The organism is Rhodococcus sp. NPDC055024 (assembly GCF_053608585.1).
Window position 1 is genome coordinate 85,119 of record NZ_JBSGVT010000015.1, and the last position, 22,222, is coordinate 107,340.

The 22,222-nt window shown below is 63.5% G+C and carries 22 protein-coding genes; 17 read left to right on the forward strand and 5 right to left on the reverse strand.

What is annotated here, in order from left to right; translation table 11 throughout:
• Positions 1–31 precede the first annotated feature (31 nt).
• The 5 genes from ACWF6P_RS26310 to ACWF6P_RS26330 all read left to right on the forward strand — a co-directional run bounded on the left by ACWF6P_RS26310 (position 32) and on the right by ACWF6P_RS26330 (position 6,543).
• Positions 32–1,429 carry an MFS transporter gene (locus ACWF6P_RS26310; RefSeq protein WP_378538717.1) on the forward strand — a complete coding sequence of 466 codons (1,398 nt, stop codon included), beginning with the start codon at positions 32–34 and terminating at the stop codon, positions 1,427–1,429.
• A complete protein-coding gene (locus tag ACWF6P_RS26315) occupies positions 1,426–2,988 on the forward strand; it encodes a pyridoxal phosphate-dependent decarboxylase family protein (protein ID WP_452623043.1) in 1,563 nt (520 codons plus the stop codon). Before ACWF6P_RS26310 ends, ACWF6P_RS26315 begins: the two co-directional genes overlap by 4 nt.
• Positions 2,989–3,114: 126 nt before the next feature.
• The gene (locus ACWF6P_RS26320; RefSeq protein WP_452623044.1) at positions 3,115–4,446 is read left to right on the forward strand and encodes a class I SAM-dependent methyltransferase; all 1,332 of its coding nucleotides are present in this window, start codon (positions 3,115–3,117) and stop codon (positions 4,444–4,446) included.
• A gap of 20 nt (positions 4,447–4,466) precedes the next feature.
• The gene (locus ACWF6P_RS26325) at positions 4,467–5,786 is read left to right on the forward strand and encodes a lipase family protein (protein ID WP_378449597.1); all 1,320 of its coding nucleotides are present in this window, start codon (positions 4,467–4,469) and stop codon (positions 5,784–5,786) included.
• Positions 5,787–5,871: 85 nt separating this feature from the next.
• A complete protein-coding gene (locus tag ACWF6P_RS26330) occupies positions 5,872–6,543 on the forward strand; it encodes a DUF1345 domain-containing protein (protein WP_030537075.1) in 672 nt (223 codons plus the stop codon).
• 38 nt (positions 6,544–6,581) lie between these two features.
• Here ACWF6P_RS26330 and ACWF6P_RS26335 read toward each other — a convergent pair whose 3' ends face one another.
• Positions 6,582–7,211, reverse strand: a complete 630-nt coding sequence (locus ACWF6P_RS26335; RefSeq protein WP_378449596.1) for a LysE family transporter — start codon at positions 7,209–7,211, stop codon at positions 6,582–6,584.
• Between the two features lie 112 nt (positions 7,212–7,323).
• Between ACWF6P_RS26335 and ACWF6P_RS26340 the strand changes: the two genes are divergently transcribed.
• On the forward strand, positions 7,324–7,980 hold the full coding sequence (locus tag ACWF6P_RS26340) for a nitroreductase family protein (RefSeq protein WP_378449595.1): 657 nt from the start codon (positions 7,324–7,326) through the stop codon (positions 7,978–7,980).
• On the forward strand, positions 7,974–8,579 hold the full coding sequence (locus ACWF6P_RS26345; RefSeq protein ID WP_452623045.1) for a dihydrofolate reductase family protein: 606 nt from the start codon (positions 7,974–7,976) through the stop codon (positions 8,577–8,579). Before ACWF6P_RS26340 ends, ACWF6P_RS26345 begins: the two co-directional genes overlap by 7 nt.
• Here ACWF6P_RS26345 and ACWF6P_RS26350 read toward each other — a convergent pair.
• Positions 8,576–9,379: a sulfite exporter TauE/SafE family protein gene (locus ACWF6P_RS26350; RefSeq protein WP_452623046.1), complete on the reverse strand. Its 804-nt coding sequence runs from the start codon at positions 9,377–9,379 to the stop codon at positions 8,576–8,578. The genes ACWF6P_RS26345 and ACWF6P_RS26350 overlap by 4 nt on opposite strands.
• 93 nt (positions 9,380–9,472) lie before the next feature.
• On the opposite strand from ACWF6P_RS26350, the gene ACWF6P_RS26355 reads away from it, so the two are divergent.
• Positions 9,473–10,276: an AraC family transcriptional regulator gene (locus ACWF6P_RS26355; RefSeq protein ID WP_452623047.1), complete on the forward strand. Its 804-nt coding sequence runs from the start codon at positions 9,473–9,475 to the stop codon at positions 10,274–10,276.
• Here the strand turns inward: ACWF6P_RS26355 and ACWF6P_RS26360 are convergent.
• The 3 genes from ACWF6P_RS26360 to ACWF6P_RS26370 all read right to left on the reverse strand — a co-directional run bounded on the left by ACWF6P_RS26360 (position 10,254) and on the right by ACWF6P_RS26370 (position 15,385).
• Positions 10,254–10,703 (reverse strand): hypothetical protein, encoded by a 450-nt coding sequence (locus ACWF6P_RS26360; RefSeq protein ID WP_452623048.1) that lies wholly within the window; start codon positions 10,701–10,703, stop codon positions 10,254–10,256. The genes ACWF6P_RS26355 and ACWF6P_RS26360 overlap by 23 nt on opposite strands.
• Before the next feature lie 46 nt (positions 10,704–10,749).
• The gene (locus ACWF6P_RS26365) at positions 10,750–12,003 is read right to left on the reverse strand and encodes a glycoside hydrolase family 1 protein (RefSeq protein ID WP_452623058.1); all 1,254 of its coding nucleotides are present in this window, start codon (positions 12,001–12,003) and stop codon (positions 10,750–10,752) included.
• Positions 12,004–12,130: 127 nt separating this feature from the next.
• Positions 12,131–15,385: an arabinosyltransferase domain-containing protein gene (locus ACWF6P_RS26370; RefSeq protein WP_452623059.1), complete on the reverse strand. Its 3,255-nt coding sequence runs from the start codon at positions 15,383–15,385 to the stop codon at positions 12,131–12,133.
• A 132-nt stretch (positions 15,386–15,517) separates the two neighbouring features.
• Between ACWF6P_RS26370 and ACWF6P_RS26375 the strand changes: the two genes are divergently transcribed.
• The 9 genes from ACWF6P_RS26375 (at position 15,518) to priA (ending at position 22,222) form a co-directional block, all read left to right on the forward strand.
• Complete coding sequence (locus tag ACWF6P_RS26375; protein WP_452623049.1) at positions 15,518–15,961, forward strand: hypothetical protein; 444 nt, start codon at positions 15,518–15,520, stop codon at positions 15,959–15,961.
• Positions 15,962–16,151: 190 nt separating this feature from the next.
• Positions 16,152–17,474, forward strand: a complete 1,323-nt coding sequence (gene hisD / locus ACWF6P_RS26380) for a histidinol dehydrogenase (protein ID WP_452623050.1) — start codon at positions 16,152–16,154, stop codon at positions 17,472–17,474.
• Between the two features lie 11 nt (positions 17,475–17,485).
• Positions 17,486–18,628, forward strand: a complete 1,143-nt coding sequence (locus ACWF6P_RS26385; RefSeq protein ID WP_452623051.1) for a histidinol-phosphate transaminase — start codon at positions 17,486–17,488, stop codon at positions 18,626–18,628.
• Entirely contained in the window at positions 18,625–19,239 is a 615-nt protein-coding gene (gene hisB / locus ACWF6P_RS26390; protein ID WP_003942383.1) for an imidazoleglycerol-phosphate dehydratase HisB, read from the forward strand. The genes ACWF6P_RS26385 and hisB overlap by 4 nt, the downstream gene beginning before the upstream one ends.
• A complete protein-coding gene (locus ACWF6P_RS26395) occupies positions 19,236–19,385 on the forward strand; it encodes a hypothetical protein (RefSeq protein ID WP_007732248.1) in 150 nt (49 codons plus the stop codon). Before hisB ends, ACWF6P_RS26395 begins: the two co-directional genes overlap by 4 nt.
• Before the next feature lie 68 nt (positions 19,386–19,453).
• A complete protein-coding gene (locus ACWF6P_RS26400) occupies positions 19,454–20,575 on the forward strand; it encodes an MFS transporter (protein ID WP_452623060.1) in 1,122 nt (373 codons plus the stop codon).
• 9 nt (positions 20,576–20,584) lie between these two features.
• Positions 20,585–21,220, forward strand: a complete 636-nt coding sequence (hisH, locus tag ACWF6P_RS26405) for an imidazole glycerol phosphate synthase subunit HisH (protein WP_003942389.1) — start codon at positions 20,585–20,587, stop codon at positions 21,218–21,220.
• The gene (locus tag ACWF6P_RS26410; protein WP_452623052.1) at positions 21,217–21,468 is read left to right on the forward strand and encodes a hypothetical protein; all 252 of its coding nucleotides are present in this window, start codon (positions 21,217–21,219) and stop codon (positions 21,466–21,468) included. Before hisH ends, ACWF6P_RS26410 begins: the two co-directional genes overlap by 4 nt.
• A 19-nt stretch (positions 21,469–21,487) precedes the next feature.
• On the forward strand, positions 21,488–22,222 hold the full coding sequence (gene priA / locus ACWF6P_RS26415; RefSeq protein WP_003942371.1) for a bifunctional 1-(5-phosphoribosyl)-5-((5-phosphoribosylamino)methylideneamino)imidazole-4-carboxamide isomerase/phosphoribosylanthranilate isomerase PriA: 735 nt from the start codon (positions 21,488–21,490) through the stop codon (positions 22,220–22,222).

Genomic DNA, 22,222 nt, shown 5'->3' on the forward strand with positions numbered 1-22,222 from the left:
TGCCCTCGCGGTACGGAGTCGTGACATTAGTGTGTGGACGGTGACTACAGACAAACCGGTACGTCTTCGTGAAGGTAGATCGCCCGACAGGCTTTCGCGTGGTGTGGTGGCCGGATACGCAGCGGGAAGTGTCGGTACGGGTGGATTCGGTGTTCTGCCAGGTCTGGTACTGGCGTACTACCTGACCGACACCCTCGGGGTTGCCGCGGCGCTCGCGTCGCTCGTGGTCATCGTTCCGAAAATCGCCGATGTCCTGATCGACCCGCTGATCGGGTCGATCAGCGATCGTGGCTCTCACCGAACTGGTACGCGAGTGCCACTCATGCTCGCAGGTGCTCTGGCTTTGCCCTTGCTCTTCATTCTCACGTTCTCGGCTCCCGTGTCTGCCGGCCCTGGGGTCGGGGCGTTGTGGGTGCTCGCCTTCTTCCTGCTCGCGGCCAGTGCCTACAGTCTCTTTCAGGTTCCGTACATCGCGTTGCCGACCGAGTTGACCGGCGACTATCACGAGCGCACCCGCTTGGTATCGGTTCGAATTGCTGTGTTGGCCCTGACAATTCTGGTCATCGGTGCCGGCGGCCCCGAGCTCCGCGATGCCGCCGGGGGCGGGGCGCGCGGCTATCTCGTCATGGCGATCGGGGTGTCGGCGTTGATGTGCGGGGCAATGATCTGGGCAGTTCGCGGAGCAGCGCGCCACACGGTGACTCACGCGGATGCCCCGACCGGCTCGTTGCTCTCGCAGTATCGGGACGGGTTCGACGCGATACGACAGACACGCGCGTTCCGATTGCTGGTCATCGTGTTCGTGCTCCAAGCTCTTGCGACCGCGGTGATGTTGGCAGGTGCGCAATACCTGGCGACGTATGTGATGGGCAACGAAGGTGCACTCACCGGGCTGTTCGTCGCACTCGTCGGACCGGCCCTCGTCGTGATGCCGCTGTGGTATCGGTTCTCTCATCGGTACGGAAAGCTTCGCGGTTACGTAGTGGCTTCGGTTCTGTTTGTCGTGGCGACGGCGTTGTTGACGCTCGCTGCGCTCGACGCCGGCCCGTGGATTTACGGCGCCGTGGCCCTTGCCGGTGTTGCCTATGCCGGGATGCAGGTGTTCCCGCTGGCGATGCTCCCGGACGTCATCGAAGACGACGCGCGAATCGGTGGTCGCCAGCGTGGTGGCTCGCTCAGTGGTATCTGGACCGCCTCGGAAACCGCGGGTCTGGCCCTCGGACCCGCGGTGTTCTTGGGTGTTCTCGCAGTTACCGGCTTTGTCTCGAAAACAGCGGGGGAGAGCGTCGTACAACCTGAATCGGCGCTCACCGGTATCGCCTTGGGGTTCTCGATCGTGCCGGCAATTCTGGTTGCGATAAGCCTGGTCGTACTACGGAATTACCACACCGAACAAGAATCCACTCACGAGAACGCAGGTGAACGATGAGTTCCACTCAGTCCGAGGCACTTCAGGGCAAAATCCTCGAGAGCTCGAACCTCGAGAGCCGAGCCGCTGACATCTTGGGCCGGTTGCGTTCGCTCCGTGAACAGGATGCTCCGACGCACGGCGGCCGGGTTCTGTCGTACGTGTACGACAGCGGCCTCGCAGCCCTTGACGAGTTGGCAGCGGACGCAGCTCGATTGGTTCAGCCCGTCAACGGTCTCGATCCGACGGTGTTTCCCTCCACTGCGGTCATGGAGCGTGAGTTGGTGGCGTTCGCGCGCGATTTCCTCCATGGAACTTCGGACACGGCGACGGATACAGACGCAGAAGCAGGAGGGGTGGTAGTCGGCAATGTCACCAGCGGCGGAACGGAAAGTTGTGTGTTGGCCGTCAAGGCTGCTCGCGACTTCCGCGGTCTCCCGCCGGGGGAGGGCTCGCTGGTTCTTCCGACCACCGCGCATGCTGCTTTCCACAAGGCGGCGCACTTGCTCGGGCTGGAACTGATCCTGGTGCCGGTGGATCCCACGTCGGGGCGCGTCGACGCACAAGGTATTGCGGCAGCGGTGCGGGACGACACGGTATTGATCGTCGTCTCTGCGCCCAATTACCCGTTCGCGGCGCTCGATCCGATCGCCGAAGTCGCGGAAGTTGCTCGTGCACGGTCTATTCCATTGCATGTCGACGCCTGCATCGGCGGACTTGCGTTGCCGTGGTGGGGTGATCTGCCGCCCTGGGATTTCCGGGTGGCCGGTGTCACCAGCATGTCGGTCGACTTCCACAAGTACGGATACTCACCCAAAGGCGTCTCCGTTTTGCTGCACCGTGGGCGCGATCTGCATCGCAAGCAGTATTTCGGACTCACGGACTGGCCGGGCTATCCGGTGGTCAATCCCACTCTTCTCGGTTCCAAATCCGTTGCTGCCCTGGCCGGGGCGTGGGCGATTTCGCAAGTCCTCGGTCAACCCGGGTATGCCGAATTGGTGTCCCGGGCGCAGCGGGCGACCCGTGCGCTCATTGACACGGTCCAGAGCGTCGACGGGCTTCGCGTCGTGGGCTCGCCGGTGGGACCGCTGTTCGCGGTCGCTACCGACGATTCCGTGCCGCTCGAACGCCGAGTGGATCCGCATCGCTGGGTGAGCGCCGTCGGTGCCCGGGGTTTCGTCCTTCAAGGGCAGCCGGCGTCGACGCAATCTGACGGGACGACGTTGCCTCGAACAACCCACCTCACCGTCACTCCGGTGACCGAGTCGGTGCTCGGCGAGTTGACCAGTGCGCTCGTCCTCGGCGCCGACGACGTTCGAGGGTTGGTGGCAGCGCAGGCACCGCCGGCCTTGGCAGAGTTGGCCGGAGCATTCGAACGTGGCGATGTCACCGTCGCCGATGTACTTGCATTGCCCAGTGACGCAGTTGCGGCTGCTTTGACGTCGGCGGGGCTGGATCCGCGGGGCTCTTCCGAGTCTCCGCTGGACATGGCGGCGGTGCTGGCGGCAGTGGAATCGTTGCCACGCGAGGTAACCAAGCGGTTGTTGGTGGAGTTTCTCGCCGGACTGGTGGAGCCCTGAACTCAGCGACGAATACCGAAACCGTGATGAACACTGCCTAAACTCGGACAAATGGCGCGAAAGATTCGCGCATCGGGCGTAAGTTTTCTGTCATCGGCTAACCATCTTTTGTCGGAGGGTTGATTTGTGACTGGCGCCGCGACCAAGATTCTGACAGTTTTCGAGGACATGATCGGGGTTCCGCTTCCGATTCGAGTGCGTTGTTGGGACGGTTCCGAGGCGGGCCCGCCGGACGCCGCTGCACAGGTGCATTTCCGGAATCGGCGTGCATTGCGGCGAGTCCTCTACTCTCCCAACGAATTGGGGTTGGCGAGGGCGTACGTGTCCGGGGATCTTGACGTCGACGGCGATATCTTTGCGCTCCTCGACGTCCCGGACCTCGTCACGCGGCTCGGTGAGAATCGATTGTCGGCGTTGCCGTTGCGCTCGATCGTGCGCGCCGCCGGTACTTTTGCCGGCTTGGGGGCGCTGGGTCTACCGCCATCACCCCCGTCGATCGAGATGCGTCGCAAGCGAGGTAAACGGCACAGCAAATCGCGCGATTCTGCGACTGTCTCCCATCACTACGACGTCGGGAATCGCTTCTACGAACTGTTTCTCGGGCCGAGCATGGTCTATTCGTGCGGATACTGGCCGGAGGGGGTCGAATCCCTCGAAGCCGCGCAGTACGCGAAGCTGGACTTGATTTGCCGCAAGCTCGATCTGAAGCCGGGAATGCGACTGCTCGACGTCGGCTGTGGTTGGGGATCGATGGCACTGCACGCTTCCCAGAACTACGGGGTCGATGTCGTCGGGGTGTCACTGAGTAACGAGCAGGTCGAGTACGCCAAAGGGCGAGTTGCCGATGCAGGTTTGACCGACCGTATCGAGATTCGGGTGCAGGACTACCGCGACGTCGATGACGGCCCGTACGACGCGATTTCGAGTATCGGGATGTCCGAGCATGTGGGCCTGGTCAATTTGCCGGTGTACACGGCAAAACTCTACGACCTTCTCGTGCCGCAGGGGCGTCTGCTCAATCACGCCATCGCAGCGGTGAAGTCGTTGTCGGACAAGGCCGAAGACGGACCCAGTTTCATCGACAGCTACATCTTCCCGGACGGCGAGATACTTCCGCTGAGTAAAACCATTGATGCGCTGGAACTTTCAGGTTTCGAGACACGTGACAGCGAAGCGTTGCGTGAGCATTACGCACTGACGCTGCGCGCGTGGGTGCAGAACCTTCGCGAGAACTGGGACGCGGCAGTCCTACAGGTCGGTGCTCCCCGGGTGCGTACCTGGTTGCTGTACCTCGCTGCCAGTGCGCTGGGTTTCGAGGAGTCACACCGGCTTACGATTCATCAGGTTCTGGCCGTGAAACCAGGGGATCGGGGGGCCAGCGGTATGGCCCGCTCGCGTAAGAGTTGGTACCGATCGATTGAAGTCCCGCAGATCGAAACCGGTCCGCACATCGACTGAGGCCTATACGTTGGATTTCCATGAGCACCCGAAAGGTCGTCCTCGCGGCAGTGAAGATTTCAGCCGTGGCGATCTCGGCACTGTTGCCCACGTCGCTGCTGTTCACGCCGATATCGAATGCCGAACCGGTGAGCGATTTCTACGACGCGAGTCCAGACGACGTCGGTAATCCGGGATCGGTGATCCGGACGGAACCCCTTCCGCTTGCCGGCGCCGTCGGCGCAGTGCCTGGTGTGGGGACTCGGATCCTGTATTCGAGTACCGACACCCACGGATCCAAGGTGGCCGTGTCGGGCTCGTACCTGGAACCGGCCGCCCCGTGGTCAGGGGCGGGTCCGCGCCCGACAGTCGTGATCGGTCCGGGCACGCAAGGCCAAGGTGATCAGTGCGCGCCGTCGAGGATGTTCCCCACTGCCGGTCAGCTCCGCCTGGCGGAACCCGGGAATCCGTCGAACTACGGTGCCGGTGTGGACAGTGTCGGTGTCAACTACGAGTCCGCCTTCGCATTCGCTTTCCTCGCCCAGGGCGTTCGCGTGTTTGTCACCGATTACATCGGACTCGGAACGCCAGGCGTCCACACTTACGTCAATCGCGCCGAGGAAGCCCACGCGATGTTGGACGGTGCACGCGCTGCCCGAACCCTGGCGAAGGCAGGGGCGGACGATCCGATAGCGCTCTGGGGGCATTCTCAGGGCGGCGGGGCCACTGCCGCAGCAACCGAACTTGCGCCCGAATACGCGCCTGAGGTGAATCTGGTCGGGAGCTACGCGAGCGCGCCCCCGGCCGACCTGGCAAGCGTTCTGCGTCATATCGACGGTACCGGTCTGATGGCCGCGATCGGCTACACGATCAACGGCGTCCTCGACCGCTATCCAGCTGCCCGAGAACCGATCGAATCTCGACTGAACGACTACGGTCGGTCCGTGCTCGCAGACGTCGCTGGGCAATGCCTCATCGATTCCCGAACCAAGTACGGGAAGCAGTCGACGGCGTCATGGACCACGGACGGACGACCCCTTGCAGACGTGGTGGAGTCGGTACCGGAGATCCAGCAGGTGATCGAGGAACAACGCATCGGGCGTCGAACCCCGGCCTCGCCGATCCTTGTCAACGGAGCGCTCAACGACGATTTCATCCCGTACGAGCAAACCCGGCGCCTGGTTCAGGACTGGTGTGCGCGTGGGGCCGAGGCGACGTTGTTCACCGACACCCTGCCCGCGGTGAATCCTGGGAGCGGCAACAATCATCTCGCACCGGCGGTGGCGGATTTCGGCGTCGGATTGCAGTACGTGCTGGACAGATTCAATGGCAAGCCGATAGTCGGCGCGTGCAACGCCTGAGTGACCCTGCTTCGGAATAACCCTGCTTCTGAATAGCCCTGCGGCGTAACCACCGTCTGACTGCGAACGATGGTTGACTGAGCCCGTGAACGATCGACCGCACGACCTTCCGATCAACCCGGTTCCGCGGAGCGCCCTGGGTGCCGGGCCGGCGCTGAGAGTGTCGACGGGTCTGCTGCTCGGTGTGGCCGCAGGTGTCGTCACGGCGTTGGTCGGCTATCCCCGGTTCGCGTTTCTGATCGGCTGGGATGTGGCGGCGATGGTGTTCACGGTGTGGACGTGGATTCTGGTCTGGCCCTTCGATGCGACGCTCACAGCAAGCCACGCAACGCGCGAAGAGCCGGCCCGCAATGTCGCGCACCTGCTGATTCTCGGCGCCGCCGTCGCGAGTTTGGTCGGTATTGCGTTCCTGCTCCTGGCGGCACCCGACGGACATCACTACCAAGTCGTGGCGGCATCGGTTGCAGTCGGCAGCGTCGTGATCTCGTGGTTGGCGGTCCACACGCTCTTCGCCCTCGGATATGCACGGCTGTATTACTCCGGCCCCGACGGCGGAATCGATTTCAATCAGGAAGAACCGCCGAGGTACAGCGATTTCGCCTACGTGGCGTACACGGTCGGGATGAGCTTCGCGATTTCCGACACCAACTTGAAGTCGTCGGACATGCGTGCGATGGCGCTCGGGCACGCATTGCTGTCGTACCTGTTCGGTTCGGTGATCGTGGCGTCCGTCGTCAACTTGATTGCGGGCCTGTGATCGAACAAGCCGTGTGACCGATCAAGCCGTGTGACCGATCAAGCCGCCGCACGGCCGATGCTCGAGAGAAAGCCTGCAGCGCCGAAGAACAGACCGGCGAACACTCGATTGGTGGTTCGCTGCTGTTTGGGGGAGCGCATCAAGGTGAGCACCCGTGCGGCCAGCCCGGTGTACCCGGTCATCACGATCACGTCGACGGCGCACATGGTTGCAGCGATGATCAGATACTGCGGCAGGAGCGGCGCCGACGGATCGAGGAACTGCGGGAGCACTGCGAGCATGAAAACGACGGCTTTCGGGTTGCTCGCGTTCACGAGAAATCCGCGAAGCATCATCATCGGACCGGAACTGCTCGCGGCGGCTTCGTCGGTCTCCACCTCGGTGGGCGCCGATCGCCACTGCCTGATCCCAAGGTAGACGAGGTATGCGACACCGAACCACTTGATCAAGGAAAAGGCTACGGTCGAACTGGCGAGAACGGCGCCGACGCCGGCCGCGACAATTCCGATCTGCAACAACAATCCCAACTGCAGCCCGAAAATGTTCCAGTATCCGCGCCGCAGACCGTAGGCAAGCCCTGACGACATCGACGCAATGGCGCCGGCCCCTGGTGACAGGCTGATCACCCAACTTGCTCCGAAGAACGCCAACCAGACGTGCCAACTCATGTCGAAAGTCCTTTGATCCGTGAATGCTCCCGACACACCAGCCACGTACGGGATCAGAAAAGTGTAGACGGACTGCCCTGCTCACTGCTCGCGACAGTGCAATGATCGGGGGATGACGTCGTATCCCGTGCTGGACCTGACACCCGACGAATTACTGACCACAACGCGAACGGTTCGAAAGCGTCTGGATCTGACCCGTCCGGTGCCCTTGGATCTGGTGAAGGAGTGTCTCCAGATCGCCCTGCAAGCGCCCTCCGGTTCGAATCGCCAGGGGTGGCAGTGGATGGTTGTGACAGATCCGGCACTGCGAGCAGCAGTTGGGCAGATCTACAAGGAAGTCACCGACGAGTACCTTGCTTCTCACGGTTCGGCGGCAAAGCTCTTCGCCGACGACCCCGATCGCGCGCCGATCCAACAGCGAGTAGGCACGAGCGTCGCGTGGCTCGGTGAGCACATGGGCGAGGTACCGGTTCTCCTCATTCCGTGCATCAAGGCGGGTAAGACGTTGCCGGAGGGGAACCAGGCGGGTCTGTGGGGTTCGCTACTGCCGGCCGCGTGGAGTTACGCGCTGGCAGCGCGGGCACGTGGACTCGGTACGGCCTGGACAACGTTGCACCTGCAGCGTGAGGCGGAAGTTGCCGAGCTGCTGGGCATTCCGTCCGGATTCCATCAGGCGGCTCTGATCCCGACGGCGTACTTCACCGGCGAGACGTTCAAACCTGCCGCGCGCGAACCCGTCGACAACGTGCTGCACGTGGACCGATGGTGAGCCTGATCTACTCGGCGATCTGCTCGATCGACGGGTACGTGGCGGACAGGGACGGGAACTTCGACTGGGCTGTTCCCGACGCGCAGGTCCATTTGTTTGTCAACGAGCTCGAGAGGGGAGTCGGCACATACCTGCTCGGGCGCCGGATGTACGAGACGATGATTCCCTGGGAAACAATGGCAGCTGAGGACCTCGGGCGTTCGTCAGTGCCAGGAGGTTCGTCGGTTCCGGACGAGTTTGTCGGTATCGAGGCGGCGACCGTCGAGTTCGCTCAGATCTGGCGTGGAATCGACAAGATCGTGTATTCCACGACGCTGAACGAGGTGTCGACTGCGCGCACCAGGATCGTCCCGCGCTTCGATGAAGACTCCATCCGTTTGCTCAAGAGTGAAGCGGTACAAGATATCTCGATCGGTGGACCGACGGTTGCGGTTAGTGCTTTCGCGGCGGGTTTGGTCGATGAAGTGAGACTGTTTCTGTGTCCGGTCAATATCGGCGGCGGATTGCGAGCTCTCCCGGAAAGGCGGCTTGATCTGCAACTGCTCGAGGAGAAAACCTTCGACGGCGGCGTGATCTACCTGCGGTACGCCGTTCGCTAGGCCGCGATCATCACTGCCGTGACGACGCAGAGTAGAGCGATGTACGCGCCGGCATGGACGCGGTCCGGAATAGCACCGACTAGTCGCCGGCTCAGCACAATCGCAGGCAGAGAGCCGGCGAGAAGCGCGCAGACGGCCAGAAGGTCGACAGCGCCGACTCTGCCCGCCGACAGATCCGAAGCAGAGATGTGTCCGGATGCCGCCGCGTACACCGCAGTCGCGACGACGGCGACAGGCAGGCTCAACGGGTTGGCGCTCGCGGCGGCGTCGGCCATCGGAACTCCGCCGCGTCGCATCATCGGCACCGTCATGACGCTGCCGCCCACGCCGAGGAAACTTGCGACGGCACCGATTCCGATCCCGACTGTGCGGACCCCATTGGGGCCGAGACGGTCGCGAGGTTCGGGAGGCGTCAGAAACCCTTGCCGCAGAAGGCTGTCGAGGATCGTCACGACGAGGTAGAGGATAAACAGGATCCGGACGATACCGTCATCGACGTGGCCTGCCGCGACCGCTCCGAGCGCTGCTCCGACTGCGACGGGTCCGATCAGAGGTCGGATGTACTCCGTCCGAAGTCGTCCTGATTTCCTGAATGCCACTGTGGCACTGAGTGAATTGACCACCATCACTGCCGCTGAGGACGCGACGGCGACGTGCATCGGATCGGTGACGTCCGGCCGGAGTGCGGACGCAGCGTAAACGACTGGGACGGTGACGAACCCGCCACCGAATCCGAACAGAACAGTGGTGACTCCGGTCAGAGCGCCGAAAGCGAGCAGGATGAGGGCGTAGTGAAGCACGTGATGAACGGTAGCGATTTCCCTGCTGGCTCACATTCGAAGGTTCGCCAAATTCCATTGTCAATCGGACACCGACTCGGTAGGTTCTCTCCGGTGCGCAACATTGCGATCAAGGCCGTCGATCACTCACCTCGCAGTGTTCTCGCCATCGGAACCGACTACCCGCGCGGCCACGCGCTGGCTGCCCACGATCATCGGCGAGCCCAGTTCCTCTTCGCTGTGACCGGTGCGATGAACGTCGAAACCGACGACGGTGAGTGGACGGTTCTGCCGTCCAATGCGGTCATGATTCCCGCCGGTGTCGTTCATGCGGTGACGATGGACGGCGTCAGCACACGAAGCCTCTACATCGAACCGTCCGCAGTTCCCTGGTTTCCGGTCAGGTGCCGAGTGGTCGCGGTCTCTCCGCTACTACGCGAGCTACTTGTCGCTGCGGTCGACATGGATGTCGAATTGAACGTGGAGGACGACTTCTCTGCTCACGGACGTGAGGCCGCAGTAGTTCAGCTGATCCTCCACGAACTTCGCGATCTTGCACCCCTACCTGTGGAACTCCCACTGCCTCGGCACCCGGGGTTGCGGGCATTGTGCACGCGGTATCTCGCAGGCCCCTCGATTCACGACTCGCCCGCGCGGTGGGCCGGGCGACTCCACATCAGTGAACGAACGCTGCACCGCATGCTGATCGCGGAAACGGGGATGAGCGCGTCGTCGTGGATGCAGCGTGCCTGCATTCTTCATGCGCTTCCGAAACTCTCCGCCGGCGTCAGTGTGACGTCCGTTGCGTCTGAACTCGGATACTCGACGCCGGCTGCTTTTGCGGCGATGTGCACCCGGGTCTCGGGTGCACCGCCCAGTAGCTATCGGGCGCGCGTCACGACACCGACACCGGGATGATGTGGGCGACGACGTCGTGGATGAGTCCGTCACGGACTTCGAAGGTTTCACGAATCTCGACGGTCATGAGGCGAGTGCCACCGATTCCCGCGTCCAGCAGGTAGGTGGTCGAGACGATGTCCCCGGCTTCCGACATCTCGAGGTCGCGTATGCCCTGGATGACGCGGTACTGGATGCCGTTTTCGAGGTCGGCGGTCATCTGCGGTCCGGAGAATCCGGTCTTGATTCCGGCTTCGACGCGCGTCGCGTCCGGGGCGAAATGCACATCGGAGACGTCATGGGAGACGAGGGCGTCGATGTAGGCACGTGCCTGCGCCTCACGGGGCGAATCGGCCGGGTTGGGGGCTGCCGTCGCAGCGCCTCCCGCAGCCAGGATCAGGGCAGCAGTGGCAGCAGCAGTTCCGGCGATCTTTTGCAGTGTTCGCATGGGGCATCCTAACGACGAGGAGTGGTGGAAATTCGGAAAACGGCTGTCATCGAGTCGCCGTGCAGCTGCGTGGAGGGTCGACGAGCGAGCAGAAAGCCGGGGCCATGACGGGCACGTAGTCGGCGCCGACGCCGTTGTCGCGAATGATCCGGCGGTGGGTGTCGACTCCGTCGGTCGGGATTCGGGCCGCGGTGGGATCGCCGAGAACATCTACGGTGTAGAGGCCGAATCGAGGTCGGTACGAACCCCATTCGTAGTTGTCGGTGATGGACCAGTAGTTGTAGCCGATCACGTCTGCGCCGTCTTCTCGGGCGCGTTCCATCCAATAGATGTGATCTCGTAGGTGATTCGAGCGTGTGTATCCGTCGGCACGCGGCGCTCCGTTGTCGGTGGGCATGCCGTTCTCGACAATGTAGAGGGGGAGTTCGGGATACTTGCCCGAGTAACGCATCAACGCGTCGTACAGGCCTTCGGGTTGAGGTGTGACGTTGTAGAACTCGTCGAGTGCGGCGTACGCGGCAGTCGGATTGTTCAGGGCCACACCGTAGTAGTAGTCGATCCCGAGAAAGTCGAGCTTGTCGCGCACTCGATCCGTGAACACCGAATCTATCGCCTCGGACACGCCGGGAATGAAGGAGAAATTACTGCTCACACGAGCACCGGGATCGAGAACGTGTATGCGGTCGTAGATCGCCCGGTGAACCCGAACCAACGAGTCGAACATCGACGGTGCCTGGGTGAGAGCGATTCCGCCGTAGGTCAATTCGCGCTGAACATACACAGTCGGCTCATTGATCGTGATCCACAGCGCACCGATCCCGGAGTACCGCTCGACTACCTTCTCCGCGTTGACCAGCCAGTCGGCTTCGGTCTTCGGATTTGTCCATCCGCCTTGATCGACAACCCATCCCGGATACACCCAGTGGTCGAGCGTGATCATCGGAGTCATGCCCTGCGCGCGGATGTGCGTCACCACGTCGTCGTAGTAGGCGAATTCGGTCTCGTTCCAGCTCCCGGCGGCGGGCTGAACTCGCGCCCACTCGACGCCGAATCGGAAAACCTTCGATCCCAGATCAGCCGCCCGGTCGATGTCCTCGGCGTAGCGATGACGGAAGTCGACCGAGTCACCGATCTTGTCGTGGGTTCGTCCGGAGTCGGAGTATCGAGACCAGTTGCTGTCCGGCGACGATCCTTCCGATTGGAATCCGGAGGTGGCAACGCCCCAGAGGAAGTCATCCGGGACCTCAGCCGAGGCGGGAGTGGGAAGGGCGAGCGCCCCGAGCAGGCACGTCAGTGCCATCAGCGCAGGCGCGATAGACCGTGACAGGGCTCCCATGCCTGGGAGACTAAGTCATACAAGTGTCCAGTCGCAGGCGTTTCGTCCGATCCGCCCGCGACTGGACTGCGTCACTCAGTCACTCTGCCGCTCAGAAAACCATGGTCATCGATCCCGGGTTCCACGTCCCGGAGCGCTGAACGGTCGATTCGTCGATCTGGGCAGGCACTGCGCTCGGATCGATCGGTGTGTACTTCTCGATCGAACCCCAGTCGCGAGCCCAGTCGTTGTCGAGGTACGACGGAATGGTCTGAGCGCTGAGCAGCAGATCGATCCACCCCAACGGTCCGCCGCCGTAGTGGTCCTGCCAGGCACTGGTCACGAGCGCGCCGGAATGGTCGGGAAGGATCCGGTACTCAGGGACCTCGGCGATTCCGACCCGGTGATCGAAGGGGCGTTGGCACGGGAATGCCAGGCCGACAGCCCAATCCAGCATGACGGGCGTCTGCGAGCCGACGACGTCGTTGAGCTTCTGGGTCTTCGGAACGCGTGGCGGGGTAACGGCCACCCATTGGTCGGCCTTGCCGTCGTAGTCGCTGACGACAAGTCGAATGCTGTTGGCTTCGACGGGAATCTGATCCAGCGGCACACGCAGGTTCCGCCATGACGGTGCCGGCCCGATGTCGAGGGGCGCGATCTTTCCGAGTGTTTCCACATCGTCTGCTTCCGCGTCGTCGACGCCGCGCGCTGTGCCGTACTCGACCTCGACGTTCTGGCCGTAGGTGACGATTCCGTCCTTGTCGACCGATCGGACACGACCAGCCGTTGCAATGGAGATGATGTCGCCACGGGTTGCGTCCTCACCCACGTTGGGGAGTTGGTACCAGTCGCTGATCAGAGTGCCGGGGGAGGGTTGACCGTAACTGCCCATGACCGGTGTTGTCGCCGGGTCGAGACCGAACGGCAACGCGACCGAACTGCCGTTGACTCCGGTCTGTCCGGCGCCACCACCGGTTCCGGCCGAGTTACCGGCGGTGTCCTCGGAGGTGTCGACGGTGTTCGCGCCGCCGGTAGCCGTGGCTTCCTTGTCGGCTCGAAGGTCGGAGGCGACACCATTCGGATCGAATCCTGTCGCCCCACCTGCGGAGAGCGCCGTGGCCACATTGCCGGAGAGTGGGGTCAGCATCGACGCGTTCGGATCGGTTTCGAGCAGAACGTCGTTGGCGAGTCCGCAGTGTTGGCCGAGAACGGCGTCGACGTTCGCGCGGCCCACCGAATAGGCCGGATATTGGGTGATCACGCCTTTGGACATGGACAGCACCTCGAAGAGGACCATGGCGCCTGCGGCGATCGTCAGTGGCGAGATGGCAAGCAGTCGAGCGTGCTTCGCGGACGGTTCCTTCCCGGCGGTGTACGGCTCACGGAAGAAGTACCACGCGGCGACGCCGAGCATCAGCACGGTCAATCCGAGGAGGACGGTGCTCGCACCGAGTCCGCCGATCGACACCGGCTTGTCCCACCACGGAACGCTGTAGCTGGACACGTAGTAATAGCTGTTGCTGCCGGTGAACGCGACCGCCAGCAGGAACAGGACAGCCGCCGCGAAGAGGGCCCGATTGCGCGGCGAGCGTAGGAGTTTCGTTCCCACGGCGACGGCCGTCATCATCGCCAGAACTGCGGTGAGTCCGGCAAAGATTCCGAAGTGGTGGGTCCACTTGGTCGGCGAGAACATCAGCAGTGGCAGTGCGCCGATCGTCAGCCCCACGACGCGGCGTGACGGACCGGCGGCCAGACCGGGAATCCGGCCGCCCTTGCGCAGCATCATCGCGGTGCAGACGCCAAGGCACAGAACCATGACGAACACACCGAATCTGCGGGTCAGGGAACCGTCGACGGAGATGTTGAAGAGGTACTGATAGCGGAGGTACTCGTCGAACCAGGGCTGATTCGGCGAGATCGAGTGGACGCGTTGCATCTCGATGACGGCGGCCAGACTCTGATCGCCGAACGCTGGGATGAGGATCGAGAGTCCGGCAGCCAACAGTGGCCCGACAGCTGCGACATAACCGGTGGTGCGCGCACGTTCGATGATGATGCGCATGATCGGGCGTATGCCGGCGATGAGTGCGGCGAAGCAGATGAGACCGGAAGGCCCGGCAGTCAAGGTGAATCCGGCGATCAGAATCGCGACAGCGACCGGTAGAAGGCGTCTCGTCGCGACGGCGCGTTCGATCGAGCACCACGTCAGCAGGACGCCGAGAGCGACGATCGGTTCGGGGCGAAGTCCGTTGTTGAAGGGAAGCCAGAATGCGAGGAAGACGAGCGCACCGGTCCAGAGGGCGAGCCGGTTTCCGCGGATTGCGGCGCCCAGCCGAGGCGCAACCTCCCGGCTGATGACGAGCCAGGTGATGATGCCTGCCAACAGAGCAGGCAGACGGACCCAGGGGCTTGCGGTGCTGACGTGGGCCAGGAGTCCGAGGATGTTGTAATACGGCGTTCCGAACGGGGTTTCGGGGACCGCGAACCACCGGAAGTAGTTGGACATGTAGCCCGATTGCTCGGAGGCTCTTGCCATCGTGAACTGGTAGCCGTCGTCGGTGGTGGTAGCGCCGATGAAGTGCCACAGCACCAGAGTTCCGACGACGACCCCGTCGAGGACGGTGAACTTCCACCATCGGGCGGGCAGAAATTTGCGTGTGCCCCGGCCGTCGCGGTTGTCGAGGCGGTGCAGCGCGAAGAGGGACACGACAGCCGTGAGTGCCCCGAGAATCATGGCGAGAGTCTTGATCACCGACGGGCTCGACGTGAAGCGAGAGTCCGCCTCGATCGAGACGTTCAAACCGGCTGCCGCCGAATCGAGGTCGCTGAAGACGCCGACTACCTGTGGTCGGCTGTCGCCCTCGATGACGCGCGGTTCGGAACCGGTGGCGCTGAAGGTGGTTCGAGTCGGCTCGGCTGAAAGTGTGAGCACGCATCCACTCGGCAGATCAGTGACCGGCGTCGAGAGCAACACTTGATCGCGTAGGACCACGTCCACCCGGGCGGGGGCGTCAGCGGATTCGGGGGAGACCGTGGCGACAAATCCGTAGCGCCGCGCGTCGGCGGCACCCGGGGGAGCAGTCGAGACGAGTGTTCCGCCGGCGGCGGTCAACTCGTTGATCGACGCGCACGGAATCGATGCCTCCATACGCAGCGGTGTGTACGAGACCAATGGCGCCTCGACGCTCGCCGTCGATCCGGACTGCGGCCAGTTGACGGCGGCGGTGTCCTGTTCGATCGGCAGGAACGGCACCGATCCGCATAAAACTATGCCGAGGATCGACGCGACAATCGCAACGATCCGCGCTCGGTTCGGTCCGCTGGATCGCTCGGGGGTCGGCAAGGCCGGAGGTGCGGTCGTGGCCACGTCACTGTCTGTCACGACTTTGGACCCTATCTGTGCGTGACGTATTTGTTATAAAAGCGGGAGTAATGCGATGGTCGTGTTCCCGGTGTCGTTTCTCGGGGTGGGGTTGCCGGCGATCGAGGCGGGGGTGCTGTGCACGAAGTTCACGAGTCCATTCAGCTGAGCCCACTACTGCGGCGGTCGACGGTCGCATTGTGCGTCGTTCTCGGAATTATCTTGGTGATTGTCTGCGGGTTCGCGGCGATCGTGGAAGGCGACCCGGCGGGTTACGTCGGTGCTGTGTTGTCCGCGATCCTGTGCTTCGGGTTGGCCACGTACATGTGGAAGGTGCGCGTGATCATCACCACAGACGCCGAACGGGTGACGATCGCGCTGTCTCCAGGGCTGCGTCAGGTTTTTCGGTGGGACGAAGTTGTGTCGGCAACTCCGGTCCATATCGGGATGGGCTCCGGGATCGGTTATCGGATGACCGGCCCCGGGATGCGGGTAATTCTCGCGTCTCCCGCGACGGGGTCCGCTTTCGTCTGCATGACGGCCGTGAAATCTCGGTGGCGACACCTCGAAGGGACGAGCTGATCGAACTTGCCAGGCGGCGGGCGCCGGACCTGCAGTGAGCGTCGCAGGTGGACCGGTGAAAAATGGGGTGCGCCTATCCTGGATAATTGACGTCAGTTCTGTGTTTCGGGCCCGTTGTTCACGCCTGTGATGCCGGACCGGTTTGCTGCCGCTTGCACAGGCACCCCGTTTGCGTACGAGAGGAACTCTCATGCTTGCCCGCACCGACCTGCGTGGTCGTACCCCATCCACGGCCGAACTTCGCGCCGCGCTTCCCCGAGGTGGAGTGGATGTGGACGCGGTACTGCATCAGGTTCGCCCGATGGTCGAAGCCGTTCGTGATCGCGGTGCAGAAGCCGCGCTCGAATTCGGCGAGAAGTTCGACGGTGTTCGTCCGTCTTCGGTTCGGGTTCCGGCTGCAGAGCTCGAGCGCGCACTTCGTGAACTCGACCCCGCCGTCAAGGAAGCCCTCGAGGTTGCGATCGAGCGCACCCGCAAGGTGCACGCCGATCAGCGTCGTAAGGACACCGTCACGGAGGTGGTCCCCGGCGGCACGGTCACCGAGCGGTGGGTTCCGGTCGAGCGCGTCGGGCTGTACGTCCCCGGCGGCAATGCCGTGTACCCGTCGAGCGTTGTCATGAACGTCGTGCCGGCTCAGACTGCCGGCGTCGGATCGCTCGTAGTCGCCTCGCCCCCTCAAGCTGATTTCGGTGGGTTGCCGCACCCCACGATCCTTGCCGCGGCAGCCATGCTCGGTGTCGACGAGGTGTGGGCTGTCGGCGGAGGCCAGGGCGTCGCCCTGCTGACCTACGGCGGAACCGATACCGATGGCTCCGAGTTGGTGCCGGTAGACCTGATCACCGGTCCCGGCAACATCTACGTCACCGCCGCCAAGCGTCTGTGCCGTGGCCTGGTCGGCATCGACGCCGAGGCCGGACCCACCGAGATCGCGATCCTCGCCGACCACACGGCTGATCCGGTTCACGTTGCCGCCGATCTCATCAGCCAAGCCGAGCACGACGTCATGGCTGCCAGCGTCCTCGTCACCACCAGCGTCGAATTGGCCGACGCTGTCGACAAAGCTCTGGCCGCGCAGCTCGAGATCACCAAGCACCGCGAGCGCGTCACCACCGCACTGAGCGGCAGTCAGTCGGGCACCGTGCTGGTCTCCGATGTTTCCGCCGGTCTGCGCGTCGTCAACGCCTATGCGGCCGAGCACCTCGAGATCCAGACCGAGGACGCAACCGGTGTCGCAGCTCAAGTCACCAGTGCTGGTGCCGTGTTCGTCGGCCCATGGGCGCCGGTCAGCCTCGGCGACTACTGCGCCGGCTCCAACCATGTTCTGCCGACGGCTGGGTGTGCGCGTCACTCTTCCGGTCTGAGTGTGCAGACGTTCCTTCGTGGGATCCACGTGATCGACTACTCCGAGTCGGCTCTGAAAGATGTTGCCGGACACGTCATCACGCTTGCCAATGCCGAAGATTTGCCCGCGCACGGTGAAGCTGTGCGCCTGCGATTCGAGGCTTTGCGATGAGTAGCTCTGCGATGAATAGTGCTCCTGGAGGATCGATTTCGGTCGACGCACTTCCGATTCGTGAGAACCTGCGTGGCAAGTCGGCGTACGGCGCACCGCAGTTGACGGTTCCGGTTCAGCTGAACACCAACGAGAACCCACATCCGCCGACGCAGGCGCTTATCGACGACGTCGCCGAGTCCGTGCGCGAGGCCGCGAAGGAACTGCACCGCTACCCCGACCGCGATGCCGTGGCTCTGCGGACGGATCTCGCTGCGTACCTGTCGAAGCAGACGGGAGTGCCGGTCACCGTCGACAACCTTTGGGCGGCAAACGGATCGAACGAGATTCTGCAGCAGTTGTTGCAGGCGTTTGCAGGTCCGGGACGTAGCGCGATGGGATTTGTGCCCTCGTACTCCATGCACCCGATCATCGCCGACGGGACCGATACCGAGTGGGTCGAGGTCTTCCGTCGGGACGATTTCGCACTCGACGTGGATGCTGCCGTCACCGTAATCGGTGAACGTCGGCCCGATGTCGTGTTCGTGACCAGCCCCAACAACCCCACCGGACACAGCGTCGGCATCGCGGAACTGCGACGCATCCTCGACGTGGCGCCGGGCATCGTGATCGTCGACGAGGCGTACGCGGAGTTCTCTGCTGCGCCGAGCGCGATGACGCTGATCGACGAGTTCCCGGCCAAGCTTGTTGTCACCCGCACCATGAGCAAGGCTTTCGCGTTTGCCGGTGGCCGACTCGGCTATCTCGCCGCCGCGCCCGCGTTCATCGACGCACTGTTGCTGGTGCGCTTGCCGTATCACCTCTCGGTGGTCACGCAGGCGGCGGCACGTGCCGCCCTGCGTCATGCCGACGAGACCCTCGGCAGTGTCCACGCATTGTCCGCCGAGCGTGATCGGGTGTCGAAGGCACTGGCGGACACCGGTTTCAGAGTGATTCCCAGCGACGCGAACTTCATCTTGTTCGGTCAGTTCGCCGACAGTGCGCAGGCGTGGAAGGAATACCTCGACCGCGGAGTTCTCATCCGCGACATCGGCATCCCCGGGTATCTGCGGGCCACCGTGGGGCTCGAGGCCGAGAACGACGCGTTCATCAAGGCCAGCGACGAGATCGCAGGCACCCAGCTGGTCGACACGAATTCAGGAGAGACGGCATGAGCGATCGCATCGCGCGGATCGAACGGACAACTCGGGAATCAAGCATCGTCGTCGAACTGAATCTGGACGGGACCGGCATCGTCGACGTCTCCACCGGCGTTCCGTTCTTCGACCACATGCTCAACGCGTTGGGTACGCACGCCAGCTTCGATCTCGACGTCAAGGCGAAGGGTGACGTCGAGATCGACGCTCACCACACCGTCGAGGACACCGCGATCGTTTTCGGCCAGGCGCTCGGCCAGGCTCTCGGCGACAAGAAGGGCATCCGTCGTTTCGGTGACGCCTTCATCCCGATGGACGAAACGCTGGCGCATGCGTCGGTCGACGTCTCCGGTCGCCCGTACTGCGTGCACACCGGCGAGCCCGACTACATGGTGCATTCCGTCATCGGCGGGTACCCGGGCGTGCCGTATCACGCGGTGATCAATCGCCACGTGTTCGAGTCGATCGCCTTGAATGCGCGTATCGCACTGCACGTTCGGGTTCTGTACGGTCGCGATCAGCATCACATCACCGAAGCCGAGTACAAGGCCGTTGCGCGCGCTCTGCGTGAGGCGGTCGAGCCGGATCCGCGCGTGAGTGGCGTGCCGTCGACGAAGGGCACACTGTGAGCGTCCTCTTCACGTACCTGCTGTTCATCGGCGCGGGTATTGCCGTGGGCGGCGCCTACTCGATGTTCAAGGTCAACAAGCTTGCGTCGGGAATCCTTCTGGCGTTGGCGGTTCTGGCGGCGGTGGCGGGCGCACTGCGTCTGTGACGCGAAAAGTGACTGTGTCTGAGACGCAAGATCCTGTTCCATCGCCGGGGTTGCTTCGCACACCGGGCATGATCGGTGTCCTGATCATGGCGGCAGCAGCTTTCGGTGGCTGGTCGTTGCTGTTGCCGGTGGTGCCGTTGCTGGTTGCGCAGTCCGGCGGATCGGATGCGCTTGCCGGATCGGTGACCGGTGTCTTCATGGCGGCCACGGTCTTGACGCAACTGCTCGTGCCTCGGTTGTTGCGGACGCAGGGCTACCGGCGCGTGCTGGCGGTCGGGTGTCTGCTCCTCGGTCCGCCGTCGTTGGTGCTGTTGATCTCGGCCGACGCCGGTCCTGTCCTGGCCGTTTCGGCTGTGCGTGGCATCGGTTTCGGCATGTTGACGGTGGCCGGCAGTGCACTGGTGGCGGAGTTGGCGCCCAAGCGAATTCTCGGCCGTGCCACGGGCGCTCAGGGGATCGCGATCGCAGCGTCGCAGATGGCTGGGCTGCCGCTGGGGCTTGCGCTCATGGAGCGGTGGTCGGCGACACCGGTGTTCGTTCTCGGTGCGCTGATCCCGGCACTCGCACTGGTGGCCATTGCCCGGTTACCGAAGATCTTCGCCCAGCCCACCGGGGAATCCGCTCGGTTGAGCGTGTTCGCAGTCTTGGTTCCGGTGCTCGCTTTGGCGTGCGTGTCCGCGTCGTTCGGCGGATTGTCGTCGCTGCTGCCGATCGCAATTTCGGAGCGTGCGGCCGTTGCAGGTGTGGTGTTGGCGACGGCCAGTGGGTCGATGTTGGTCGGCCGGTACTCGGCGGGACTGATCGCCGATCGTCTCGGCAGTGGGCGGACACTCGCACCGGCATTGGCGTCGTCGACCATCGGATTGGTGCTGTTCGCGATCAACGTGGACGGCGGTTCGACGCCGGTCTTGTTCTGCGCGGCGGTCCTTTTCGGGCTCGGGTTCGGTGCGGTGCAGAACGAATCATTGGTCATGGCGTTTCAGGCTGCCGGCCCGAGGCAACTCGGATCCGCGAGCGCGATCTGGAACATCGGCTATGACGCCGGCACCGGAATCGGAGCGCTGGCGTTGGGATTCGTGGCTACTGCGGCCGGCTATGCGTGGGTGTTCGCGGTCTCCGCGGTAGTTGTTGCTCTCCTCCCGGCACTGGCCGCAGGCGGCAAAGTGATCGGCGCCAGGGTTGCCCGATAGAGTTGGGGCATGAGCGCTTCCACGATTGCTGTACTCGATTACGGCTCCGGCAACCTGCATTCGGCCACTCGCGCCTTGGCGCGCACCGGGGCGCAGGTGGAGGTGACCAACGACATGAAGGTGGCACTGGCGGCGGACGGTCTGGTGGTGCCCGGCGTCGGCGCGTTCGCGGCCTGCATGGAAGGTCTGCGTGCAGTCCAGGGTGACCGAATCATCGGCAGACGCCTGGCCGGTGGCCGACCGGTGCTGGGCATCTGCGTCGGCATGCAGATTCTGTTCGACCGGGGGGTCGAATTCGGTGTCGAGGCGGAGGGTTGCGGCGAATGGCCCGGCACCGTCGAGAGGCTGCAAGCAGAGGTCCTGCCGCACATGGGCTGGAACACCGTGGAGGCTCCGGAGTCCAGCACCCTGTTCAAGGGTATCGACGCTGATACCCGCTTTTACTTCGTCCACTCGTACGGCGTGCAGAGTTGGGAACTCGCGCCGTCCGAGCACATTGCGCCCCCGAAGCTGACGTGGGCCGATCACGGCGGAAAGTTCCTCGCTGCCGTCGAGAACGGTGCGTTGTCCGCGACGCAGTTCCACCCCGAGAAGTCCGGCGATGCAGGCGCCGAGTTGCTGAGCAATTGGGTGCAGAGTTTGTGACCGGGGGATCCGGACCGAACCGCGGCGACGATTTCTCCCTCGCTCGTCTGGCGTTGTTCTCGCTCGGCGCCGCGGTGGCTGCGCTGGCGGTCACCACGGTCGTCATCGTTGTGCTCAAACCCTCGCCGGGCGTCGGCCTCGTGATCGGTCTCGTGGGGGTCGTCGCCGCGATTGCGGCAATGGGCGTCGTATCCAAGCGGATGACCCGAAAAGCGTTCGGTGACCCGGAGGACGGTTCGAGGTCCTGACCTACTAGGGTTACCGCACGTGAGCCTGGTCCTTTTGCCTGCTGTAGATGTCGTCAACGGTGAAGCTGTTCGCCTCGTGCAAGGAGAGGCGGGAAGTGAGACCGGTTACGGGTCGCCCCGCGACGCCGCTCTTGCCTGGCAGAACGACGGTGCCGAATGGGTGCACCTCGTCGACCTCGACGCTGCTTTCGGGCGTGGATCCAACAGCGAACTGCTGGCCGGCGTCATCGGCGACCTGACGGTCAAGGTGGAACTCTCCGGAGGAATCCGCGACGACGCCTCCCTGGAAGCTGCGCTGGCCACCGGCTGTGCTCGCGTGAATCTCGGTACCGCCGCAATCGAAGATCCCGAGTGGTGTGCACGTGCCTTGGCCAAGTACGGCGACAAGATCGCCGTCGGCCTCGATGTTCGTCTCGTCGACGGCCAGTACCGCACCCGTGGTCGCGGCTGGGTCACCGACGGCGGGGATCTGTGGGAGACCCTCGCGCGTTTGGACCGTGACGGCTGCACCCGTTACGTCGTCACCGACGTCTCCAAGGACGGCACTCTCACCGGGCCCAATCTCGAACTTCTCAGCCAGGTCTGCGCGGTCACCGACGCGCACGTCGTCGCCTCCGGCGGTGTGTCGACCATCGAGGATCTCCTCGCTATTTCCAGCCTGGTAGATCAGGGTGTCGAGGGCGCGATCGTCGGCAAGGCGCTCTACGCGGGTCGCTTCACTCTCCCCGAAGCACTGGCAGCAGTTTCCGGATAG